A 21154-nucleotide genomic window follows, 5' to 3' on the forward strand; every position below is an offset into this window, starting at 1 on the left:
GGGGTATCAACATATCTGGCGTTGATTTTTGGCACGCTGTTGAGTTCTCAAGGAACGGACGCTTCCTTTGTACTCACCCTCTCGGGCTTTCCTCCGGGCGCTTCCCTTCGCTGTTCCAAACTCTATCAGTGTTTTTCCGGCCCTCTGACCACCATCCTGCAGGCATGCAGAAGGTGACCCCGAGATAGGATCTGACAAGTTGGATGCTGCCAGGCCAAGCAAAGACGCTTGGTCGCGTCGCTCGGCCTCAAGCAGGAGTACGACTGTACATGCGGCTGTAGAGCAGGTGCAAATCGATTAGAGGTGTGGTCTAGACCACTAATCCCGACCTCTCGGGCGGAACTGGTACTAAATATGACATACCCTGCTGCTCAGTGTGCCGTCCGGGACAGGCAGTGACGGCCCCATCACATTTCCACCCCTGGGAGGCTTCCCATGACCAGCGTGACGTCCCCTCTCGCAGGACGCGCCATCGGACTGACCGAGGTGCCGGATCCGGTCTTCTCCGGGGCCATGGTCGGCCCTGGCACGGCCATCGACCCCGTACGTGAACCTTCCGAGGCCGTCTCTCCCGTGGACGGAGTCATCGTCTCCCTCCACCCCCACGCCTTTGTCGTCGTGGACGGCGAGGGACACGGTGTGCTCACCCACCTCGGCATCGACACGGTGCAGCTCAATGGAGAAGGCTTCGAGTTGCTCGTCAACAAGGGCGACACCGTGACCCGTGGCCAGAGTGTGGTGCGCTGGAACCCGGCCGCCGTCGAGGCCGCCGGCAAGTCCCCGGTGTGCCCGATCGTGGCTCTTGAGGCCACAGCCGAGTCTCTCTCCGGTCTCCGTGAGGACGGCGATGTGAAGGCCGGCGACAGTCTCTTCTCCTGGGAGTGACGTCAGTGCCGTCGTAATGACGGTGAACAGGACAACCAACGCGGCGGCGGGACCCGCCGCACTATCGGAGACGGGTGAAATGGAGACAACGCTGCGAGGCGTCGGCGTGAGCCACGGTGTGGCGATCGGCGAGGTTCGGCACATGGGAACGGCGGTTCTGGAACCGCCTGCCAAGCAGATTCCGGCGGAGGACGCGGAGCGTGAACAGGGGCGCGCCCGCCAGGCCGTGGACGCTGTGGCAGCCGACCTGATGGCGCGCGGCAATCTGGCGGGGGGCGAAGCCCAGGCGGTGCTGGAGGCCCAGGCCATGATGGCCCAGGACCCCGATCTGATGGCGGACGTGGAACGCCGTATCGCGGTCGGCAGCACAGCCGAACGGGCCGTGTACGACGCCTTCGCCGCCTACCGTGCTCTGCTGGCCGGTGCCGGTGAGTATCTGGCCGGTCGGGTGGCCGACCTCGACGACGTGCGGAACCGTATCGTCGCCCGGTTGCTCGGGGTGCCGATGCCCGGTGTTCCGGACAGCGACGAGCCGTACGTCCTGATCGCTCGTGACCTTGCGCCTGCCGATACGGCGCTGTTGGACCCGACCCTGGTGCTCGGGTTCGTCACCGAGGAGGGCGGGCCGACGAGTCACAGCGCGATCCTGGCGCGGGCGCTCGGTGTGCCGGCCGTGGTGGCGTTGCCGGGGGCCGGGGAGTTGGCCGAGGGCACGGTGGTCGCCGTGGACGGCAGCACCGGTGAGATCTTCGTGAACCCGAGTGATGAGAAGAAGGCGGAGCTGGAGGCCGCTGCGGCCGCGCGCAAGTCGGCGCTGTCGGCTTCGACGGGGCCGGGTGCCACCTCCGACGGGCACAAGGTGCCGCTGCTGGCCAATGTCGGCGGACCCGCTGATGTGCCGGCCGCTCTGGAGGCCGGGGCCGAGGGTGTGGGGCTCTTCCGTACCGAGTTCCTTTTCCTGGACGACAGCAAGAACGCGCCGTCCGAGGAGAAGCAGGTCGAGGCCTACCGGCAGGTGCTCGAGGCGTTCCCCGAGGGGCGTGTCGTCGTGCGGGTGCTGGACGCGGGCGCGGACAAGCCGCTGGACTTCCTGACGCCCGCCGACGAGCCGAACCCGGCCCTGGGTGTGCGCGGGCTGCGTTCGCTGCTCGACCATCCCGACGTGCTGCGGACCCAGTTGACGGCGCTCGCGAAGGCCGCCGAGGGGTTGCCGGTCTACCTCGAGGTCATGGCCCCGATGGTCGCGGACCGGGCGGACGCGAAGGCGTTCGCGGACGCGTGCCGTGAGGCGGGGCTGCGGGCGAAGTTCGGTGCGATGGTGGAGATTCCGTCGGCCGCGCTGCGGGCGCGCTCGATTCTGCAGGAGGTCGAGTTCCTGTCGCTGGGGACCAACGACCTCGCGCAGTACACCTTTGCCGCCGACCGTCAGGTGGGTGCGGTGTCCCGTCTGCAGGATCCGTGGCAGCCCGCGCTGCTCGACCTGGTGGCGATGTCCGCCGAGGGGGCGAAGGCCGAGGGCAAGAGCTGCGGTGTGTGCGGTGAGGCCGCGTCCGACCCGCTGCTGGCTTGTGTGCTGACCGGTCTGGGGGTCACCTCCCTTTCCATGGGTGCGGCTTCGATTCCTTATGTGCGGTCGGCGCTGGCTAAGTACACGCTGGCGCAGTGCGAGCGGGCCGCGCTGGCCGCACGCGCTGCGGACAGTGCCGAGGAGGCACGCGAAGCGGCTCAGGCGGTGCTGTCCGGCGAGTAGTCGGGCAGGAAGCCGGTTGTCGGCTGTGGTTCAGGGGCGCCTCACCAATGGGTGGGGCGCCCCTGGCGTGTTCAGTGCTGGTGTCCTCCCGGGGGCTGTTCCAAGTCTCCGAGGTCGGGCGGCACGCAGTAGTCGACGCCTGATTCCGGTGAGATGAGGTCGCCGGATTCGACGTCGGTGCAGTAGGCGTCGAAGACCTCGCCGGCTGTCAGGGGCTCGAGGCCGTCGCCGCGCAGGCGCCAGCCGTAGATGCAGTCGGTGGTGCCTGGGCTGGTGGTGCGCATGACGAGGCCGCCTGGGCTTCGGGTGGCGATGCCCAGGGCGAGGAGCGTGGTGAATTCGAGGGCCTCGGCGTCATCGAGGAGGGTCGCTCCCCCGTCGTCCTCGTCGGCGTGGAGGACGGAGACGAGGGTTTCGGGTGCTCCCGAGACGCTGCAGACGAGGTGTCGGTTGCCGGGCCTGGCCGTGTCGAGGATGCGGACGAGGAGGCCGGAGGCTCGGGTGAAGGCAGCGCGGCCGATGTCCTCGCCACAGGAGGCGCAGGCGCCGAGACGGGCCAGGAGTGTGGTCGCGTACTCCCAGGTCGCCTGGCGGACGGCCTCGTCGACCAGGGCCGGGACGAGGTCGGCCAGCGGCTGGCCCTCGTAGAGCATGGTGGGGCCGGTGACCGCGAGTTCGGCCGTGAAGCGGGTGCGGCTCGACGGGGTGTCGGGGTCGAGGCCGCTGTCGGCGCAGAACTCGGCGTATTCCTCGGGGTCGAAGAGGGTCACGCTGGTGTGGTTGCCCTGGGAGGCGCGGATCTTGAGGAGGGTCTCCACCTGCTGGAGGTAGGTGGCGTGGTCGTCGAAGGTGAAGCTGCGGTAGCGCCGCATGGCACGGAAGTCCTGCTCGTCGGTCAACAGGCCGATGGTGCCTGCGATTTCGCGGCGCAGAACGCGTCGCATTGTCTGGTGGTCGGTGTGCGCCATGTTTCCCCCTGTGCACGGTCGATCAATGCTCACTCACAGTAACCGGCGGCACTGACAACGGCGTCCGAGCGAGTGGCTAGCGGGCCTGGCGATGCTTAATCATGCAGGTCAGGGCGATGACGGCGCTGAAATCGGTCCAGCCGAGAGGGCTGGTGGTGATGGCCGCGGTGACTGCGAGTGGGCCGGTGCTGCGCTGAGTGGACTGGGCGAGTCCTTGCGCGCCGAGGTAAGCGCCCTGCGCGGTGCCGGGTGCGAGGGCGACGGAGAGTTCCCGCGAAATGGTGGCGTGCAGCATTTCCGCCATGGTGAAGGCGGCTGCCGACGCGGCGCGGAGCAGCGTGGCGATGACGGCTCCGCCGGTGGCCGCGAGCGCCGGGGTCACAGCGCCCAGGGCGAAAGCGGCGGGCCGACCTTGAAGACAGCGTCGTCGAGGAAGGGGGCGGTTTCGGTCGCGACATACGCGAGGGAGGTGTGGTCGCGCCAGAGGTTCGGCAGCTTGCCCGCACACGGGGCGAGTGGGATGAGTCTCTGGGCGCCTGTGCGGGATGAGTCCGCCGTGGTCAACGGGCTGCGGTCGTACGGCTGGTGGGGCGCGGCCGGGGCGCGGTTCCGGCTGTCGTCCGAGCCGGGGTACGGATCTCCGTCGGCGAACTCGAACCGGCCGACGCGGCACGGCTGGCCTCGGGCTTCGCCGCTGTGCTCGGCGAGGGCAAGTCCGAGGCCGCCTACCGCGAGGGCGATCAGGCGCGTTTGCGGGCGAGGTCCTCGTAGAAGCTCAGCAGGTCGAGGTTGTCGATGGAACCCGGGTTGACGGCCTTCTCCAATGGGGTGCCCTGGAGGAGGCGCTTGACGGGTACCTCGATGCGCTTTCCGGTGAGGGTGTGCGGGACGCCCGGGACCTCGATGACCTCGTCGGGTACGTGGCGTGGGGAGAGTTGTTCGCGGATGGTCTGCTTGATGCGGCTCAGGAGGGCGTCGTCGAGGTCGGCTCCGGGGGCGAGGTGGACGAAGAGGGGCATCCAGTAGCCGCCGTCGGGCTGTTCGATGCCGATGACGAGGGATTCCTTGATCTCCGGGAGCCGTTCGACCGCTTCGTAGATATCGGCCGAACCCATGCGCACGCCTTGGCGGTTGAGGGTGGAGTCGGAGCGGCCGTGGATGACGACGGAGCCTCGGGAGGTGACGGTGATCCAGTCGCCGTGGCGCCACACTCCGGGGTAGGTGTCGAAGTAACTGTCGTGGTAGCGGGTGCCGTCGGGGTCGTTCCAGAAGTAGATCGGCATGGACGGCATGGGGTTGGTGACCACCAGCTCGCCGACCTCGTCGACCAGGGGTTCGCCGTTCGGGTCCCAGGACTGGAGGTCGGTGCCCAGGCCGGGGGCCTGGAGTTCGCCGATGTACACCGGGAGGGTCGGTACGGCTCCTGCGAAGCAGGAACAGACATCCGTGCCGCCGCTGACCGAGGCGATCCATAGGTCGTCGCGGACCTCGTCGTGCAGCCAGCGGAACCCGTCGGGCGGCAGGGGCGATCCGGTGGTGGCGACGCACTGGATCTTCGAGAGATCGAAGTCGCGGGACGGGTGCACGCCGGCCTTGCGGCAGGCCATGACGTACGCGGCGGATGTGCCGTAGAGGGTCGCTCCGGTGCGTTCCGCGATGCGCCACTGGGCGGCCGTGTCGGGGTACCCGGGGCTGCCGTCGTAGAGGACGATCGTCGTGCCTGTCAGGAGGCCGGAGACGAGGAAGTTCCACATCATCCAGCCGGTGGACGTGTACCAGAAGAGGCGGTCCTCGGGGCCCAGGTCGCAGTGCAGGCCTAGTTGTTTGAGGTGCTCTACGAGGATGCCGCCCTGGGACTGGACGATGGCCTTGGGGAGGCCGGTGGTGCCGGAGGAGTAGAGCACCCACAAGGGGTGCTCGAAGGGGACCTGTTCGAAGACGGGTTCCACGTCGGCCGAGGTCAGGGATGCCCACTCCAGGGCGCCTTCGGGGGTGTTGGTTCCCAGGAGGGGGATGTGGACGACGGCGCGCAGGGTGGGCAGTTCGCGGCGGAGTTCGGCGACCGTGTCGCGGCGGTCGTGCTCCTTGCCGCCGTAGCGGTAGCCGTCGACGGTGAACAGGACGACCGGTTCGACCTGTTGGAAGCGGTCGAGGACGCTGCGGGCGCCGAAGTCGGGGGCGCAGGACGTCCAGACGCCGCCCACGGCCGCTGTGGCGAGCAGGGCGACGACGGCCTGCGGGATGTTCGGGAGGTAGCCGCTGACGCGGTCTCCGGGGCGTACGCCGAGGGTGCGCAGTTCGGCGGCCAGGGAGCCGACCTGGCGGCTCAGCTCCGCCCAGGTGACCGGGCTCGGCTCATGGGTCTCGTCGACGTACAGGAGGGCCGGTTCGTGGGCGCGGGTCGCCGTCGCGCGCAGGGCGTGCTCGGCGTAGTTGAGGGTCGCGCCGGGGAACCAGTGCGCGCCGGGCATCGAGCGGTCGCCGAGCACGCGCGCGTAGGGGGTCGAGAAGCGGACGTCGAACCACTCGGTGACGGCCTGCCAGAACGTGTCCAGTTCGTCGACGGACCAGCGGTGCAGTGCCGCGTAGCCGCCGTCGGCGGGGGCTCCGTGGTGTTCGGCCGCCCAGGACTGGAACTTCGTGACCTGTGCCTGGGCGATGCGTTCCGGATCTGGCTGCCAGAGCGGCAGGGGGTTCGCGGTCGACATGGGGCGGCTCCCGGACTGTGCGCGTCGTGTGCGTCGGTCGCGCACGTGCGGGGGTGTGCGCGTGACGCGGCTGACACGGACGATGCCATGTGATCGACTTCTGCACCAGGGCGCGCTCCACATAGTCCGTGTCGTGAAGATGTGGTCCCACCACGGGTGAACGGCAGTTGAACGACACGGTTATCCGGGGCTTGTAATGGCAGGGTGAGCAGCATGGACGGTCGTGACCTGGTGCGTTCGGTGAAGGTGGTCGGTTCGACGGGGGCGGCGCAGGGTTTGCGTACCGTACGGGCGGCTTGGCGCAGGAGGCGTGCCGACGCCACCGGGCTGCCCGCGCGAGGGGCGGAGCGGGCCCGGGTGCCCGGGCCGGTGCGGGAGGCGGAGCCGGGGCCCGGCGGCGGGGTCATCCGGTTCAGCCGTTCCGAGCTGCGCGTCACCGTCGCCGTGAACGGGGCCGTCTTCTGGGGCTGGGACGGGGCCGGTCCGGAGCCGTCGTACGCGCTCGGCGGGCGGTGCCCCGAGCCCGATCCCCGGGCGGTCCTGGAGCCGGACAAGGACGGCGGCTGGCGGGTCGTGGCGGAGCGGGTGACGGTCGCCGTGTCGCGGCACGGCGCGGTCGAGGTGCGTACGCCCGGTGGTGTGACGCTGCGCCGGGATCTGCCGCCGCGCTGGTGGGAGCCGGTGGGCGGGGGCACGGCACGCTGGATGCAGCGGTCCGAGGTGGCGGCGGACGCCCGGTTCTTCGGTCTCGGCGGGCGCGCTTCGGGCCCCCGGCTGCGCGACGGGACGTACCGGCTGTGGAACACCGACCCCGGGCACGCGTTCGCGCCGGGTGACGATCCGCTGTACATCACCATGCCGGTGCAGCTGGTGGTGGCCGACGCGGCCACGCACCTGGTGTTCCACGACACCTCGTGGGACGGCACGGTGACGCTGCGGGAGGGCGAGGAAGGTGCCGGTTCCGGGCACGACCGGGCCGGGGCGTCCGAGCTGCGGATGGACGGCGGTCCGCTGCGGTGCTGGGTGGTGGTGGGCACCCCCGCGCGCGTGCTGCACGCTTGGGTGTCGCTCACCGGCGCTCCCGCGCTGCCGCCGGCGTGGGCGCTGGGGCACCATCACGCGCGGTGGGGCTTCGGCACTGAGCAGGAGGTACGGCGGATCGTCGCCGGCTACCAGGAGCGCGGTCTGCCGCTGGACGCCGTCCACCTGGACATCGACCACTACGACGAGCACCAGGTGTTCACCGTCGACCAGGAGCGCTTCCCCAAGCTGCCCGCGCTCGCCGAGGAGTTGCGGCGGGACGGCATCCGGCTGGTGTCGATCGTCGACCCCGCGGTGAAGGCCGAGCCGGGAAACGCCGTCTACGACAGCGGAACGGTCGAGGACGCCTTCGTGCGGGACGCGTCGGGGCGGCTGGTGCGGGGTGTCGTATGGCCCGGGGAGGCCGTTTTCCCGGACTTCACGCACGCGCGTGTGCGGGAGTGGTGGGGCGGGCTCTACCAGGAGCGGCTCGCGCAGGGGTTCGCGGGTTTCTGGCACGACATGAACGAGCCGACGTCCTTCGCCGCCTTCGGGGAGTCGACGCTGCCGCGTTCGGCCCGGCATGACCTGGAGGGGCGGGGCGGTGACCATCGTGAGGCGCACAACGTGTACGCCCTGTGCATGGCCAGAGCGGCCTACGAGGCGCTGCGCGAACTGGCCCCCCAGGAGCGGCCGTTCCTCTTCTCGCGCTCCGGGTGGGCCGGGATGCAGTCCTACGGGGGCACCTGGTCCGGCGATGTGGCCACCGGCTGGCCGGGGTTGCGGGCCTCGCTGTCGCTGGTGATGGGGCTCGGGCTGTGCGGGGTCCCGTACTCGGGCCCGGACGTGGGCGGCTTCGACGGGAGTCCGTCGCCCGAGCTGTATCTGCGCTGGTTCCAACTGGGCGCGTATCTGCCGCTGTTCCGTACGCACGCGAGTCTGCGCGCGGGGCGTCGCGAGCCCTGGGAGTTCGGTGCCGACGTGCTGGAGCACGCGCGCGTGGCGCTCGTCGAACGGCGGCGGCTGCTGCCGTACTTCATGACGCTGGCGCATCTGGCGCGGCGGACCGGGGCGCCCTATGTGCGGCCCCTGTGGTGGGGTGCGCCGGAGGATCGCGCGCTACGGGACTGCGAGGACGCCTTCATGCTGGGCGACTGTCTCCTGGTGGCGCCGGTGCTCGATCCGGGGTCGGACCGGCGTGCGGTGCAGTTGCCGAGGGGGCGCTGGTACGACACGGAGACGGAGCAGGCCTACGAGGGGCCGGCCCAGATTCTCGTCGACGCCCCCTTGTCGCGGATTCCGGTGCTCGCGCGCGCGGGTGCCGTTCTGCCGGTGCGGGGCGCCGACGGGGAGTTGGAGCTGGAGGTGTGGGCGCCCGCCCGGGGGCGGACCGGGGGCGGGCTGGTGGTGCCGGATGCGGGCGACGGTGGGGACGAGCCGGAGATCGAGCGGTACGTCGCCCGCTGGGAGGGCCGGCGGGTGGTCGTGGAGCGGGAGTTGGAGGACGGCGTGCGCACGCCGTCCCACCCGGTACGGGTGCGCGGGCTCGGTGAGGGCTGACCTCAGATGTACCGGCCTTCGAACCAGGCCCTGACGGCCACGGAGTGCAGCGGGAAGGCGAGCTCCTCCGGCCTGCGCAGGAGGTGCCAGCCCTCCGTCTCGTCGGTGGCGACGGACTTGGGGAGGCCCTCGACCGGGCGCTCGGGGAGGACTCCGAAGAGCAGGAGATGCCCGTCGGGCGAGCTGATGGCGTCGACGAGCCGTACGTCGCGGCTCGCCGCGTCGATGCCGGTCTCCTCCCTGAGTTCGCGGACGAGGGCCTGCCGCCAGTCCTCGCGGTCGTCGACGTAGCCGCCCGGCAGGGCGATGCCTCCGCGCGCGGGAGCGACAGTTCGGGTGATGACGACCAGGGCGGTGCCCTTGGTGTCGTACACGGGCTGGAGTGCGACGGCTACGGGCTTGGGGTTGCGGTAGGCGACGGTGCCGCACGCCGGGCAGGTACGGGGCCAGCCGGAGACGCCCTCTCCGTAGGGCGATCCGCAGCTCGAACAGTGGGAGTCCGGCGCGGAGTTGGGGACGGAGGCTTGAGTTTCGGACACCCGGCGGACTGTATCCGATCAAGCGGAGGGCGTCTTTCCGGGGGCCGCGCGAGTGAACGGGAAACGGCCGGAACCACCCCCGTGGGCCCCGGCCGTCTCTCCCGATACGACGACGCCGTAAGTGGCTCGATGGTTCACCGAAACACCCTGCTCATTTTCCGTTACCCGTGGCACACTTCTGACGTTCCGTCAGATCCAGTGCTGTGGAGGGACGTTGTCGCGGACACGCACACCTGTGGTCACCGATTGGTTCACCGGGGACGGGGACGACTTCCGGCTGCTCGGCACGCGCTGCTCCGCATGCACCTCGGTGTTCTTCCCTCGCGAGGACGGCCACTGCCGCAATCCGGGCTGCCCGGGCGGCGACCTGGAGGAGGTACCGCTGTCGCGGCGCGGCCGTGTCTGGTCGTACACGGACAGCCGGTACCGGCCACCGTCACCGTATGTGAGCGATCCGGAACTTCCGTGGGAACCGTACGCGTTGATCGCTGTGGAGCTGGAGTCCGAGCGGATCGTGGTGCTGGGACAGGCGGTTCCCGGGATCACCGTCGCCGATCTGACGGTGGGCATGGAGGTGGAGGTCGTCCCCGGCGTGCTCGGTGAGGACCCGGAGACGACCTGGACGACCTGGCACTGGCGGCCTGCGGGGGTGACGGCATGACGGGGGACGTGGCGGTGCTCGGCGCGGGCATGCACCCCTGGGGCAAGTGGGGGCGGAGCTTCGTCGAGTACGGGACGACGGCGGCCCGGGCGGCGCTCGTCGACGCCGGGCTGGAGTGGCGGGACGTCGGTTCGATCGTCGGCGCGGACACGGTGCGTGGCGGGTATCCGGGCTATGTGGCGGGCGCGACGTTCGCGAAGGCACTGGGCTGGCAGGGGGCCCGGGTGGCGAGCGTGTACGCGGCGTGCGCCTCCGGGGCGCAGGCTGTCAACGCCGCGCGGGCGCAGATCCTTTCGGGGCTCTCGGACGTGGTCCTGGTCGTCGGTGCCGATGCCGCGCCCAAGGGGTTCTTCCGGCCGGCGGGCGGGGACCGTCACGACGATCCGGACTGGCTGCGCTTCCGGGTCCTCGGAGCGACCAATCCGACGTACTTCGGGCTGTACGCGCGCCGGCGGATGGCCCTCTACGGGGACACGCCTGAGGACTTCGCCCAGGTGAAGGTGAAGAACGCGTCCCTGGGTGCGCTGAATCCGTACGCGCGGTATCGCAAGCGCGTCTCCGCCGAGGAGGTCGCCGCCTCGGCGGTGGTCGCCGATCCGTTGCGGCTGCTCGACATCTGTGCCACCTCGGACGGCGGGGCCGCCCTGGTGCTGTCCAGCATGGAGTTCGCGCACCGGCACGGGGCGGCGGAGCCGGTGCGGATCCGGGCGGTGTCCACAGTGACGCCGCGCTATCCCAACACGGTGCTGGACCTCCCGGACATCGCCACGGACTCCGCAGCGGCGGTGGCACCGCCCGACGAGACGTTCCGGGCGTCGATCGCCCGTGCCGCCTACGAGGAGGCGGGCATCGGCCCGGAAGACCTCTCCCTGGCCGAGGTGTACGACCTGTCCACCGCCCTGGAGTTGCAGTGGTACGAGGACCTGGGGTTGTGCGGCGAGGGCGAGGGCGCCAAGCTGCTGCGCGAGGGCGCGACGGCCCTGGGCGGGCGCATACCCGTAAACGCGAGCGGTGGACTGGCCTCCTTCGGAGAGGCGGTTCCGGCGCAGGCGATCGCCCAAGTGTGCGAGCTGACCTGGCAGTTGAGGGGTGCCGCGGGCGACCGGCAGGTCGCGGGGGCGCGGGTGGGACTCACCGCGAACCAGGGGCTGTTCGGGCACGGGTCGGCGGTGCTCGCCGTGCGGTGAGCGCAGTGGCGTCCCGCACGCGGTGTGAGCAGCCCGCAAGGCTGCGTGAACGTCTTATGAACTGGGCCTGGGCGTACGCCGGTGGCGTCATCATGCTGCCGTGCGCTCCTCGACGGACACTCTCCGCTTCGCCTTCCAGCCGGTGGTCAATCTGACCACCGGAGGGATCGCAGGGCTGGAGATCCTCGTCCGCCCGGAGACCGGGGACATCCTGGCCGAGGCCCGCCGCGACCCCGAACTCGACGGCAGGCTGGCCGTGTTGGCGGTCCGCGCCGCCGCGCGCAAGGAGACGCTGCTGCCGCTGCACATCAACGTGTTCGCCGGTACCCTCGCCGACCTCGGCGGGCTCACCCCGCTGCACAGGGCGGTGCGCGAGGCGGGACGGCTGCCGTGGGAGGTGACGGTCGACATCGGTCCGCCGTTCACACACGTGCCGCAACGCGCGCTCCTGGAGGCCGTGTCCGAGCTGCGGGGCCAGGGGTTCCGGATCTGCGCGGACGGCGTCGGCGACGGTGACGTACCCCTGCGGCTGCTCACGGACCTCGCGCCTGACCTGGTCAAGCTCGACGCGTCCCTGCTGGAACGGCCGGCCGCGGTGCGGGCCATGCGGACCCTGTGCGAGCAGTTGGGCGCCCTGCTGGCCGTTGAGGGCGTCGAGACCGAGGCGCAGTGCGCGACCGCTCGGGCGGCCGGGGTCCAGCTCGCGCAGGGCGAGTTGTTCGCGCCGGCGACTCGGGTCCCCGCAGCCGACGTATACGTTCCGGCCCGCGCCCCCGGGCTCGCCACGACTCCGCCGTCGGGGCCGTGGGTGCGGGAGTTCGTGCGGCCGGCCGCGCTGCTGCCCGACACGGCGTCGGCCGGACAGGTGCGGGCGCTGCTGACCGGCTCGCCGGACGTGTCCGGGGTGGTGCTCGTGGACCGGGACGGGGTGCCGGTCCGGTCGGTGCACCGGTCCCGCTTCCTGCTGTCGATGTCGGGGCGCTACGGCCACGCCCTGTACGCCGACAGGCCCGCGGCCAAGCTCGGTGACGTACCGCGGACGATCGGCGCCGACGCGACCGCCTGGGAGGTCCTGGACGTGGTCGCGGTCGGCGACGCGGACCGTACGTCGGACGACGTGGCGGTCGTCGACCGGTACGGGCGGTGCGTGGGCGTCGTACGACTGGCGGACCTGGTGCGGGCGTTGGCCGAGACGCGGGTGGAGGAGGCCGCGGGGCTCAATCCGCTGACCAGGCTGCCAGGTTCGGACGCGATCACCGGTGAGGTGGACCGGCGGATCGCGGACGGGCGGGCGTTCGCGCTGAGTTGGCTGGATGTCGACCACTTCAAACAGGTCAACGACGGGGCCGGTTTCGCGGCGGGCGACGAGTTGATCCGCTCGGTCGGGCGAGCGCTGCAGCTGGCGGCGTCCGGGCACGCGCGCGTGGGGCACATCGGTGGGGACGACTTCCTGGTGCTCACCGATCCGGAGGGACTGGAGCCGCTGGCCACCGCCGTGTTGGACGTGTCCTGGGCGGCAGGCGACAGGGCCGTGACACTGTCCCTTGCCACCGTCCTGTGCGTGCCGGGCAGCGTGACCGACCACCGACAGGCGGCCGCGTGTCTGGCGCCGCTGAAGAAGGCCGCGAAGTCGCTGGACGGCACGAGCTGGGTACTGAGCCAGGCCGGGCTGGGCGAGTACGAGATCCTGCGCGGCTCGCCTGCGGCGCCCGTACGGGCCGACCGCACGACGGCTGAGACGCACGGGCGCTGAGAGCGGCCGGCGGCTTCCTACGGGGCTCCAGGGGCCGTCAGGGCGGGTGTCACCGATGCCGTCCGCGACCTTGACGCTCTCTGGGCACCGGTGAACACTTCCCGGTGTCGGTCGACATCGCCGTACATTCTCGGCGTACCAGGCACTGCGCCGCGCGGGCTCCGCCTGCGCTCAGGCCCCTTCCCCACGGGCGATCTCGACTGCGACGGCACGCTCGTCACGGACGCCGGGCGGGGCGCGGGACCCTCCCTGCCTTCGGCTGAAGTCGCCAAGGGAACCGCACCCTGCACGGAGGACCGGGGCCGACCGTCCCGGGCCAGGGCCTAGGAGCCGCCATGAGCAATGGAGACATATTCGTCGGTGAGGTCATCGGCACCGCGATCCTGATCCTGTTCGGCGCCGGAGTGGTCGCCGCCGTCGTACTGAACTACTCCAAGGCACAGAACTCCGGTTGGATCGTCATCGCCTTCGGATGGGGCTTCGGCGTGATGGCGGGGGCCTACACCGCCGCTCCCCTGTCCGGCGGGCAACTCAATCCGGCGGTGACCATCGGCATCGCCATCGACACCGGGAAGTGGGACAAGGTCCCGCTCTACATCGCGGGGCAGATGGTCGGCGCCATGCTCGGCGCGGTGCTGTGCTGGCTGGTCTACTACGCGCAGTTCCAGGCCAACGCCGAGGAGGAGATGGCGCAGCCGACGCTCGGGATCTTCTCCACCACGCCCACGATCCGCAACGTCGTGGCGAACCTGATGACGGAGATCATCGCGACCATCGCGCTGGTGCTGCCGATCCTGGCCTTCGGTCTCACCAAGGGACTCGGTACGTCGGGCACGGCGGTACTGGTCGTCTCCTTCCTGGTGGTCGGCATCGGTCTGTCGCTCGGCGGGCCCACCGGATACGCCATCAACCCGGCCCGCGACCTGGGCCCCCGCATCGTCCACGCGCTGCTCCCGATCCCCAACAAGGGGACCTCGGACTGGGGTTACGCGTGGATCCCGGTGGTAGGACCGCTGATCGGCGGGGCGCTCGCCGGAGTCATCTTCAACGCAGCCTTCTGAGCACGGTCTTCCATCGGTCTTCCGAGAACAACCTTCTGAGAGCAGCCCTCTGAAGGACACGACAAAGGGGTCGTCATGACGGACAAGTTCGTCGCCGCAATCGACCAGGGCACCACCTCAAGCCGCTGCATCGTCTTCAACCAGGACGGCGCGATCGTCGCCGTCGACCAGCGCGAGCACCGCCAGATCTTCCCCAAGCCGGGCTGGGTGGAGCACGACGCCACCGAGATCTGGTCCAAGGTGCAGGCGGTGGTCGCGGGGGCGATCGCCAAGGCCGGACTGCGCGCCGACCAGCTCAGCGCGCTCGGCATCACCAACCAGCGTGAGACGACGGTCCTTTGGGACCGCGCCACCGGAAAACCCGTGCACAACGCCATCGTGTGGCAGGACACCCGCACCGCGGCCCTGTGCAAGGAACTGGGCGGTACGGACGGACAGGACCGTTTCCGCGAACAGACCGGACTGCCGCTCGCCAGCTACTTCTCCGGCCCCAAGGCGGCCTGGCTGCTCGACAACGTGCCCGGTCTCAGGGACCGCGCCGAGCGCGGCGAGATCGCCTTCGGCACGATCGACTCCTGGCTGATCTGGAACCTCACCGGCGGCACCGACGGCGGCAAGCACGTCACCGACGTGACCAACGCCGGGCGCACCATGCTGATGAACCTGGAGACCCTCCAGTGGGACCCGTCCATCCTCTCCGCGATGAACGTGCCCGAGGCGATCCTCCCCGAGATCAGGTCCTCGGCCGAGGTCTACGGCACTGCCATGGGCCAACTCGCGGGCGTACCCGTGGCGTCGGCCCTGGGCGACCAGCAGGCGGCCGTGTTCGGGCAGGCCTGCTACGACGTGGGTACGGCGAAGAACACCTACGGCACGGGCAGCTTCCTGCTGCTCAACACCGGGAACCGGCCGGTGCCTTCGAAGAACGGGCTCCTCACGACGATGGGCTACAAGATCGGCAGTGAGGCGCCGGTCTACTGCCTGGAAGGCTCGATCGCCATAACGGGCGCGCTCGTTCAGTGGTTCCGGGACCAACTCGGCATCATCCGCAACGCCGACGAGATCGAGACCCTCGCCGCGAGCGTGGACGACAACGGCGGCGCGTACATCGTGCCCGCGTTCTCCGGCCTGTTCGCCCCCTACTGGCGCTCCGACGCGCGCGGAGTCGTCACCGGGCTGACCCGGTACGTCACGAAGGGGCACCTCGCGCGGGCGGTGCTGGAGGCGACGAGCTGGCAGACGCGGGAGGTCGTGGACGCCATGTTCCAGGACTCCGGGGTGCAGATCACCACCCTGAAGGTGGACGGCGGCATGACCAAGAACAACCTGCTGATGCAGCACCAGGCAGACGTTCTCGGGGTGCCGGTGATCCGGCCCAAGGTCTCCGAGACGACCTGCCTGGGCGCCGCCTACGCGGCCGGGCTCGCCACCGGGGTGTGGAACGACCTGGACGAGCTGAAGACGCACTGGCAGAAGGACGTCGAGTGGACGCCGTCCATGGAGTCGTCGGTGCGGGACCGCGAGTACCACAACTGGCGCAAGGCAGTGGAGAAGAGCTTCGGCTGGCTGGAGGAGGGCGACAACTAGGCACACGCGCGTGCGTCGTTGATGAGGCACACGCGCGTGCGTCGTTCGCGTCGTTCCATGAGCTGCGGCCCGTACCCCGGTCGGCGGGGGTACGGGCCGCGCCCGCGCCTCAGCCGGTGACGCTCTGGCGGCGCTTCGCGCCGTAGGCCATCGCGTGCTGGACGACCTCGATGAGGACCTCCTTGACCGACGACCGGTCGCGCGCGTCGCACAGCATCAGCGGTACGTCCTCGTCGAGGTCGAGGGCCTGGCGTACGGCGTCCACCGGGTAACGGTCGGCGCCCTCGAAGCAGTTGACGCCGACGACGAAGGGTATGGAGCGGCGCTCGAAGTAGTCGAGGGCGGCGAAGCAGTCCTCGAGGCGGCGGGTGTCGGCGAGGACGACGGCGCCCAGAGAGCCCTCGGAGAGCTCGTCCCACATGAACCAGAACCGCTCCTGGCCCGGCGTGCCGAACAGGTACAGGACCAGGTCCTCGCGCAGGGTGATGCGGCCGAAGTCCATGGCCACGGTGGTGGTGTGCTTGCCTTCCACCCCGCTGGTGTCGTCGACCGGACGCCCTGCCTCGGTGAGCAGTTCCTCCGTGCGCAGCGGCCTGATCTCGCTGACCGCGCCGACGAGGGTGGTCTTGCCCACGCCGAAACCGCCGGCCACCAGGATCTTGAGCGTGACGGGCTCGACCGGAGGCTTGCCTCGCTCAGAACGCCCGAAGATCATCGGTCTTTTCTCCTGCTTGATGGGGTAGGGGGCGGTGGCTCGCGCCGCTCACAGGGCCCGGAGGCCGGAGATCACGTCGCGCAGAATACTCTCGTCCACCAGTTCGGCCGGGGGTACGGGTCGCGACACATGGACGAGTTCGCCGTCCACGAGGTCCCCGATGAGGACGCGTATCACTCCGATGGGCAGGTCGAGTTCGGCGGCGAGTTCGGCGACCGACTGGGGGGCGTCACGGCAGAGACCGACGATGTCCACGTGCTCCGGGGACAGCGTCTGGTCCGCTTCCGAGTCGTCCGCCTGGGACTCCGCGATGACCACCGCGATCAGGTCGAGGCGGTGCTGGGCCGCGCTGGTGGTGCGACCGCGCGTCATCGCGTACGGCCGGACGACCGGTCCGGCCTCGTCGTCGAACCAGTGGCCTCTTCCCTGACCGTCTCTGCTCATGTCACTTCACTACCCGCCGGTGGACAGATCGGTGCGCGGAGCGGCACCCAGATGCACACCGACCCGCTTCACGAGCAGTGTCATCTCGTAGGCGACCTGTCCGACGTCCGAGTCCGCGTCCGCGAGGACGGCGAGGCAGCTGCCGTCGCCCGCGGCCGTCACGAACAGGAAGGCCTCGTCGAGCTCGACGACCGTCTGCCGCACGCTGCCCGCCTCGAAGTGGCGGCCGACGCCCTTGGCGAGGCTGTGGAAGCCGGAGGCCACGGCGGCCAGGTGTTCGCTGTCCTCCCGGGTCAGGTCCTGGGACACGCCGGTGGCGAGGCCGTCGCCGGAGAGCACGATGGCCTTGCGGATGCTGGCGACGCGCTCGACGAGGTCGTCGAGGAGCCAGTTCAGCCCGCGCTGGTCGGTGCTGTGGCCGGTCGCCTCTGGTGCGGTCATCGACCGTCCCCCTTAGTTCCTGGTGCTGTGCCGCCTTGGGCGTCGTCGCCTTCGGCGTTCTCCTCGCGACCGCGCTGCCAGCCGCGCTGGAGCGAGGCCATACGGCTGCGTACCTCGTCGGCGTCGCGCTCGGCGACCTCCGCAGGGGTCGCGGCGCGCCGCTCGGGTTCCTGTTTCAGCTGGGGGGCCAGGTTGGCCTGGCGCACGCGCCTGGGCAGGGCACCCATGTCGGGCCCGGACCGGCTGGGCGGGGTGTCGGACTCCGGACCGCTGGAGGCGATCTCGGCACGCCGCGTGCGCCTGGGGAGGCCGGGAGTCTCGGGCGGCTCGCCGAAGCCGCGCCCTGCGGAAGCCTGGGGCGTGGCGGGTTCGCCGCGCCCACCGGGCACGTCGGTACGGCGCCGTAGCGGCGTGTCACCGCGCCTCCGGGCGGGCAACGGCGCGGGGCCGTCCGTCTCGGATCCACCCGGGCTCGGGGCGGCCGAGGGGCCGTCGAACCCGCCGTCCCGGGAGTCCCCCGGGTCCCTTCGGGAGCGCTGCTCCGCGACCGGGCGTCCATGGGAGCTCACGAGCTTGGGCGTCCGGCGCCTGGGCAGCGGAAGCGGCTCGCTGTGGTGCCCGTCCGGATCCGCTCCGCGCGGCCCGTCGTGGGCCCCGGAGACCTGCTGGTGCTGCTCCACGGGGCGGACGGGGCCGAGGTCGTCGCGGTGGGCGGCGGAGCGGCGGGGGCGGAAGATTCCGCCACGCTCGCCGTCCTCGTCGTCGAGCGTGTTCGGGAAGCCGTCGAGGTTGTCCAGGTCGACGGGCGCCTCAAGTTCGACCGGCCCGTCCAGGAGCGCGGGCGGAAGTCCAGGAAGCTTCACTGGCACCTGGGAGAGCGCGGAGCGGCGGCTCTCCTCCAGCTCGGCCTCCTTCGTCGGCTGGGGCCGGTCGAGGCGGAAGCCGATGCCGTTGGTGTCCGGGACCTCGTCGCTCAGCAGGGCGTCGGGGATGAACACGACGGCGGTGGTGCCGCCGTACGGGGAGGGTTGGAGCGAGACGCGGACGTTCTGCCGCTGCGCGAGCCGGCTGACCACGAAGAGGCCGAGCCGGTCGGTGTCGGAGAGTTCGAACTCCGGTGTCTCGGCGAGCCGGAGATTGGCGTCCAGGAGTGCGTCGGCCGCCATGCCGAGGCCGCGGTCGTGGATCTCCAGGGTGAAGCCGTTGGCGACCCGCTCCCCCAGGACCTGGACGGCGGTGTGCGGCGGGGAGAACACCGTGGCGTTCTCCAGGAGTTCGGCCACCAGGTGGGTGAGGTCCGCGACGGCGGGGCCGGTGACGGCGATCCGCGGCAGTCGGCGGACCTCGATGCGCTCGTAGTCCTCGACCTCGGCGACGGCCGCGCGGACGATGTCCATGAGCTGGACCGGCTTGCGCCACTGCCGTGACGGGGCGGCCCCGGAGAGGATCACCAGGCCCTCGGCGTGCCGGCGCATACGGGTGGTCAAGTGGTCGAGGCGGAACAGATCGGCGAGTTCGTCGGTGTCCTCGGTCCTGCGCTCCATGGTGTCGAGCAGGGTGAGCTGCTTGTGCAGCAGGACCTGGCTGCGCCGGGCGAGGTTGACGAAGACCTCGGAGACACCGGAGCGCAACTCGGCCTGTTTCACGGCGGCTTCGACGGCGGCGCGCTGCAGGGTGTTGAGAGCCTGGCCGACGTCGCCGATCTCGTTCCTGTCGTACTCCAGGCGCGGGACCTCGGTCTCCACGTCGACGACCTCGCCCACGGACAGGCGGCGCATCACGCTGGGCAGCCGTACTCCGGACGCCTCGTGGGCGTCCAGGCGCAGTTGGCGCAGGTCGCGGATGAGGCCGCGGCCGATGCGGACGGACAGGAAGAGCGAGAACAGGAGGGCGATCAGGCCGAGGACGCCGGCGACGGCCGCCTTGAGGATGACGCTCATCGCGACAGGGCGCACGCGGTCCTGATAGCGGTCGTTGGCCTGGTCGTCGAGGGTGCCGAGCTTGTCCAGGACGCCACCGGCCGCGGTGTTCCAGGTCTGTGCGGTGACGTTGCGCGGCGATCCTGACGTGGTCGAGGCGGCGGCCTGTTCGGCCACGCGCAGCGGGGCGCTGACCGCGTTCGTCCAGAAGCGGGTGAAGTGGTCGCGCTCCGAGGACGGCAGGAGCGGCAGGTTGATGTCGTACAGCAGGGTGCGCTGGGCGACGAGGTCGGAGATGTCGCGGGTCTCGTCCCGGGTGAGCTCGCCGACGATCAGGGAGGAACCGAGCAACGCGTCCTCCCGGGAGAGGAATTCACGCGCGCGGGCGAGGTTGACGAGCGCGCGGTACTGCTTGTCCATCTCGACGTTGTCGACGACGTGGAGGTTGGACAGCAACACGTAGCACGGGTCGACGAGGTGGTTGTAGAGGCCGAGGGCCTGGCCGCGGTTGACGGTGCCGTCCTCGACGCTGCGCCGCAGGGACGCGAGGCCGTCGAAGGCGTCCAGGACCGCGCCGACGCGGCTGTCGGTGGCCTTGCCCATCGCGTTGCGCACGTCCGGGTTCTCGGCGTTCTTGCGGATCTTGGCGACGGCTTCGTCGGTCGCGGTGCGGCTGCGCCGGAGGTCGGTGAGTCCGTCGGCGGCGCGGGGATCGGCGAGATAGACGAGCGACTGTCGGCGTTCCTGCTGGATGACGCGGACGGTGTCCTCGGTGGGATAGCCGATCTTCTCGACGACCGACGACACGTTGAACAGGTCTCCGGCCGCCCTGCCGGTGAGGACCGTGGCGAACGCCCAGATCGCGGTCAGGGACACGAGCGGCACGAGAAGGAGCGCCACGATCTTCCGGCGGATGGACTTCCCGCGAAAGCGCATGGCCTCCCCCAGCTGGACCCCCGCCGGCCGGGGGTACACATGTGCGTCAACAAACGGCGCGAGCCTACTACTGACACAGAGGTAACTCGAAGAGCTGTCCGGAGCATGAACGTCCGCAACAGCGACGAGACATGGGGAGTTGTCGGGGCATTGCGGGAGATTGCCGCCGCGTTTTCCCTCAGATCACCACACCTCACCCGATCGGTTCACTTGGCCAGTTGGCCGGATTTTTTCGTCCGTTGGGAATCTTCGTGGCATGTTGTTCGTCTTTCTCTACGGGAAATGGGGGCGGAACCGGCCACAGGAGCCGCATCCGCAACCGGGCGGCGTAAAACAGGGCAGGCCGGGCACCCACTGGGGAGCCGGAATCTTCGGAGTCCGGGGCGAGTGGTGTACCGGCGGTGGGGAGGACACGTTGATGGGCACGGCGGAGCGGCAAGAGGCGCTTGAGGACGGCGTGGCGGCGCGGTCGACGGCGCAGCGGCGCCGTGAGGCACCGGACCGCGACATCACGGCGGACGGTGGCACGACGACAGGTGGCGGGGCTCGCGCGAACCGGAGCGAGCCGGCGACGGCAGGATTCGACGAGCCGGGTTCGGCCCGCGAAACAGCGGAAGAGCGGGAGTACTACCGGCCGTTGTGGATCGAGGAGCCCGCCCGTCGGCGCCGGCTGCCGGACCCGGTGCGTACGGCGGCCGTGCGGGCGGTCCTCATCATCGCCGTGACGCTGATCCAGGCGACGGTGGCCTTTTTGTGCACGATGGCCGGGTCCTGGCTGGCGTTCCCGATGGTGATCAGCAGCGTGGCCAGCACGGTGGTGGCCACCTGGGGTGCCCTCGACGTCTGGGTGACCCGCCAGATGTGGAACCAGCGCAACGGCGTGGTCTCCGAGCCCAGCAGCACCGCAAGGGCCCTCCGCCGCGAGCGGCGTCGGGCCCAGCGTCAGGCACGGGCCACCGAGCGGGCGCAGGAGCGGATAGCCCGCAAGGGTGGCGCCGGGCAGCTGTCGCACTCCTGAGG

Annotated in this window: 18 protein-coding genes; 10 read left to right on the forward strand and 8 right to left on the reverse strand. The window is 70.5% G+C overall.

What is annotated here, in order from left to right; translation table 11 throughout:
• Positions 1–435 precede the first annotated feature (435 nt).
• Together OO70_RS39965 and ptsP are read left to right on the forward strand one after the other, a co-directional pair.
• Positions 436–885: a PTS sugar transporter subunit IIA gene (locus OO70_RS39965; protein ID WP_043683181.1), complete on the forward strand. Its 450-nt coding sequence runs from the start codon at positions 436–438 to the stop codon at positions 883–885.
• A 79-nt stretch (positions 886–964) separates the two neighbouring features.
• Positions 965–2635 (forward strand): phosphoenolpyruvate--protein phosphotransferase, encoded by a 1671-nt coding sequence (gene ptsP / locus OO70_RS39970; protein ID WP_043683184.1) that lies wholly within the window; start codon positions 965–967, stop codon positions 2633–2635.
• A 71-nt stretch (positions 2636–2706) separates the two neighbouring features.
• Here the strand turns inward: ptsP and OO70_RS39975 are convergent, their stop codons facing one another.
• Positions 2707–3603 carry a hypothetical protein gene (locus tag OO70_RS39975; protein ID WP_043683186.1) on the reverse strand — a complete coding sequence of 299 codons (897 nt, stop codon included), beginning with the start codon at positions 3601–3603 and terminating at the stop codon, positions 2707–2709.
• 76 nt (positions 3604–3679) lie between these two features.
• On the reverse strand, positions 3680–3985 hold the full coding sequence (locus OO70_RS51445; RefSeq protein ID WP_051742055.1) for a hypothetical protein: 306 nt from the start codon (positions 3983–3985) through the stop codon (positions 3680–3682).
• 203 nt (positions 3986–4188) lie between these two features.
• Here OO70_RS51445 and OO70_RS53070 point away from each other — a divergent pair, with 203 nt between their 5' ends.
• The gene (locus OO70_RS53070) at positions 4189–4374 is read left to right on the forward strand and encodes a hypothetical protein (protein WP_043683189.1); all 186 of its coding nucleotides are present in this window, start codon (positions 4189–4191) and stop codon (positions 4372–4374) included.
• On the opposite strand, the gene OO70_RS39990 is transcribed toward OO70_RS53070, so the two are convergent.
• Entirely contained in the window at positions 4344–6311 is a 1968-nt protein-coding gene (locus OO70_RS39990) for an acetoacetate--CoA ligase (RefSeq protein WP_043683191.1), read from the reverse strand. The two genes, OO70_RS53070 and OO70_RS39990, sit on opposite strands and share 31 nt — an antisense overlap.
• Before the next feature lie 213 nt (positions 6312–6524).
• Between OO70_RS39990 and OO70_RS39995 the strand changes: the two genes are divergently transcribed.
• Positions 6525–8891 carry a glycoside hydrolase family 31 protein gene (locus OO70_RS39995; protein WP_043683193.1) on the forward strand — a complete coding sequence of 789 codons (2367 nt, stop codon included), beginning with the start codon at positions 6525–6527 and terminating at the stop codon, positions 8889–8891.
• A 2-nt stretch (positions 8892–8893) separates the two neighbouring features.
• On the opposite strand, the gene OO70_RS40000 is transcribed toward OO70_RS39995, so the two are convergent.
• Positions 8894–9430, reverse strand: coding sequence for an NUDIX domain-containing protein (locus OO70_RS40000; protein WP_043683195.1), 537 nt, complete (start codon positions 9428–9430; stop codon positions 8894–8896).
• Between the two features lie 235 nt (positions 9431–9665).
• Here OO70_RS40000 and OO70_RS40005 point away from each other — a divergent pair, with 235 nt between their 5' ends.
• From OO70_RS40005 to glpK, 5 genes are all read left to right on the forward strand, one after another.
• Positions 9666–10091 carry a Zn-ribbon domain-containing OB-fold protein gene (locus tag OO70_RS40005; RefSeq protein WP_043683198.1) on the forward strand — a complete coding sequence of 142 codons (426 nt, stop codon included), beginning with the start codon at positions 9666–9668 and terminating at the stop codon, positions 10089–10091.
• Positions 10088–11278 (forward strand): lipid-transfer protein, encoded by a 1191-nt coding sequence (locus OO70_RS40010; protein WP_043683201.1) that lies wholly within the window; start codon positions 10088–10090, stop codon positions 11276–11278. Before OO70_RS40005 ends, OO70_RS40010 begins: the two co-directional genes overlap by 4 nt.
• Positions 11279–11378: 100 nt before the next feature.
• A complete protein-coding gene (locus tag OO70_RS40015; protein ID WP_043683204.1) occupies positions 11379–13031 on the forward strand; it encodes a GGDEF domain-containing protein in 1653 nt (550 codons plus the stop codon).
• A gap of 335 nt (positions 13032–13366) precedes the next feature.
• Entirely contained in the window at positions 13367–14092 is a 726-nt protein-coding gene (locus OO70_RS40020; protein WP_043683206.1) for an MIP/aquaporin family protein, read from the forward strand.
• 75 nt (positions 14093–14167) lie between these two features.
• A complete protein-coding gene (gene glpK / locus OO70_RS40025) occupies positions 14168–15679 on the forward strand; it encodes a glycerol kinase GlpK (RefSeq protein WP_043683209.1) in 1512 nt (503 codons plus the stop codon).
• Positions 15680–15788: 109 nt separating this feature from the next.
• Here the strand turns inward: glpK and OO70_RS40030 are convergent, their stop codons facing one another.
• Genes OO70_RS40030 through OO70_RS40045 form a run of 4 tightly spaced genes read right to left on the reverse strand, consistent with a single transcriptional unit; the run spans position 15789 to position 20134 of the window.
• The gene (locus OO70_RS40030; RefSeq protein ID WP_043683212.1) at positions 15789–16394 is read right to left on the reverse strand and encodes a GTP-binding protein; all 606 of its coding nucleotides are present in this window, start codon (positions 16392–16394) and stop codon (positions 15789–15791) included.
• A 48-nt stretch (positions 16395–16442) separates the two neighbouring features.
• Positions 16443–16838, reverse strand: a complete 396-nt coding sequence (locus tag OO70_RS40035; RefSeq protein ID WP_043683216.1) for a DUF742 domain-containing protein — start codon at positions 16836–16838, stop codon at positions 16443–16445.
• Between the two features lie 9 nt (positions 16839–16847).
• Positions 16848–17279, reverse strand: a complete 432-nt coding sequence (locus OO70_RS40040; RefSeq protein ID WP_043683218.1) for a roadblock/LC7 domain-containing protein — start codon at positions 17277–17279, stop codon at positions 16848–16850.
• Entirely contained in the window at positions 17276–20134 is a 2859-nt protein-coding gene (locus tag OO70_RS40045; RefSeq protein ID WP_043683221.1) for a nitrate- and nitrite sensing domain-containing protein, read from the reverse strand. The genes OO70_RS40040 and OO70_RS40045 overlap by 4 nt, the downstream gene beginning before the upstream one ends.
• Positions 20135–20552: 418 nt before the next feature.
• Here OO70_RS40045 and OO70_RS40050 point away from each other — a divergent pair, with 418 nt between their 5' ends.
• Positions 20553–21152: a hypothetical protein gene (locus tag OO70_RS40050; protein ID WP_043683225.1), complete on the forward strand. Its 600-nt coding sequence runs from the start codon at positions 20553–20555 to the stop codon at positions 21150–21152.
• Positions 21153–21154: the final 2 nt, after the last annotated feature.

The sequence above is a fragment of the Streptomyces xylophagus genome, assembly GCF_000716435.1.
Taxonomy (GTDB): domain Bacteria; phylum Actinomycetota; class Actinomycetes; order Streptomycetales; family Streptomycetaceae; genus Streptomyces; species Streptomyces xylophagus.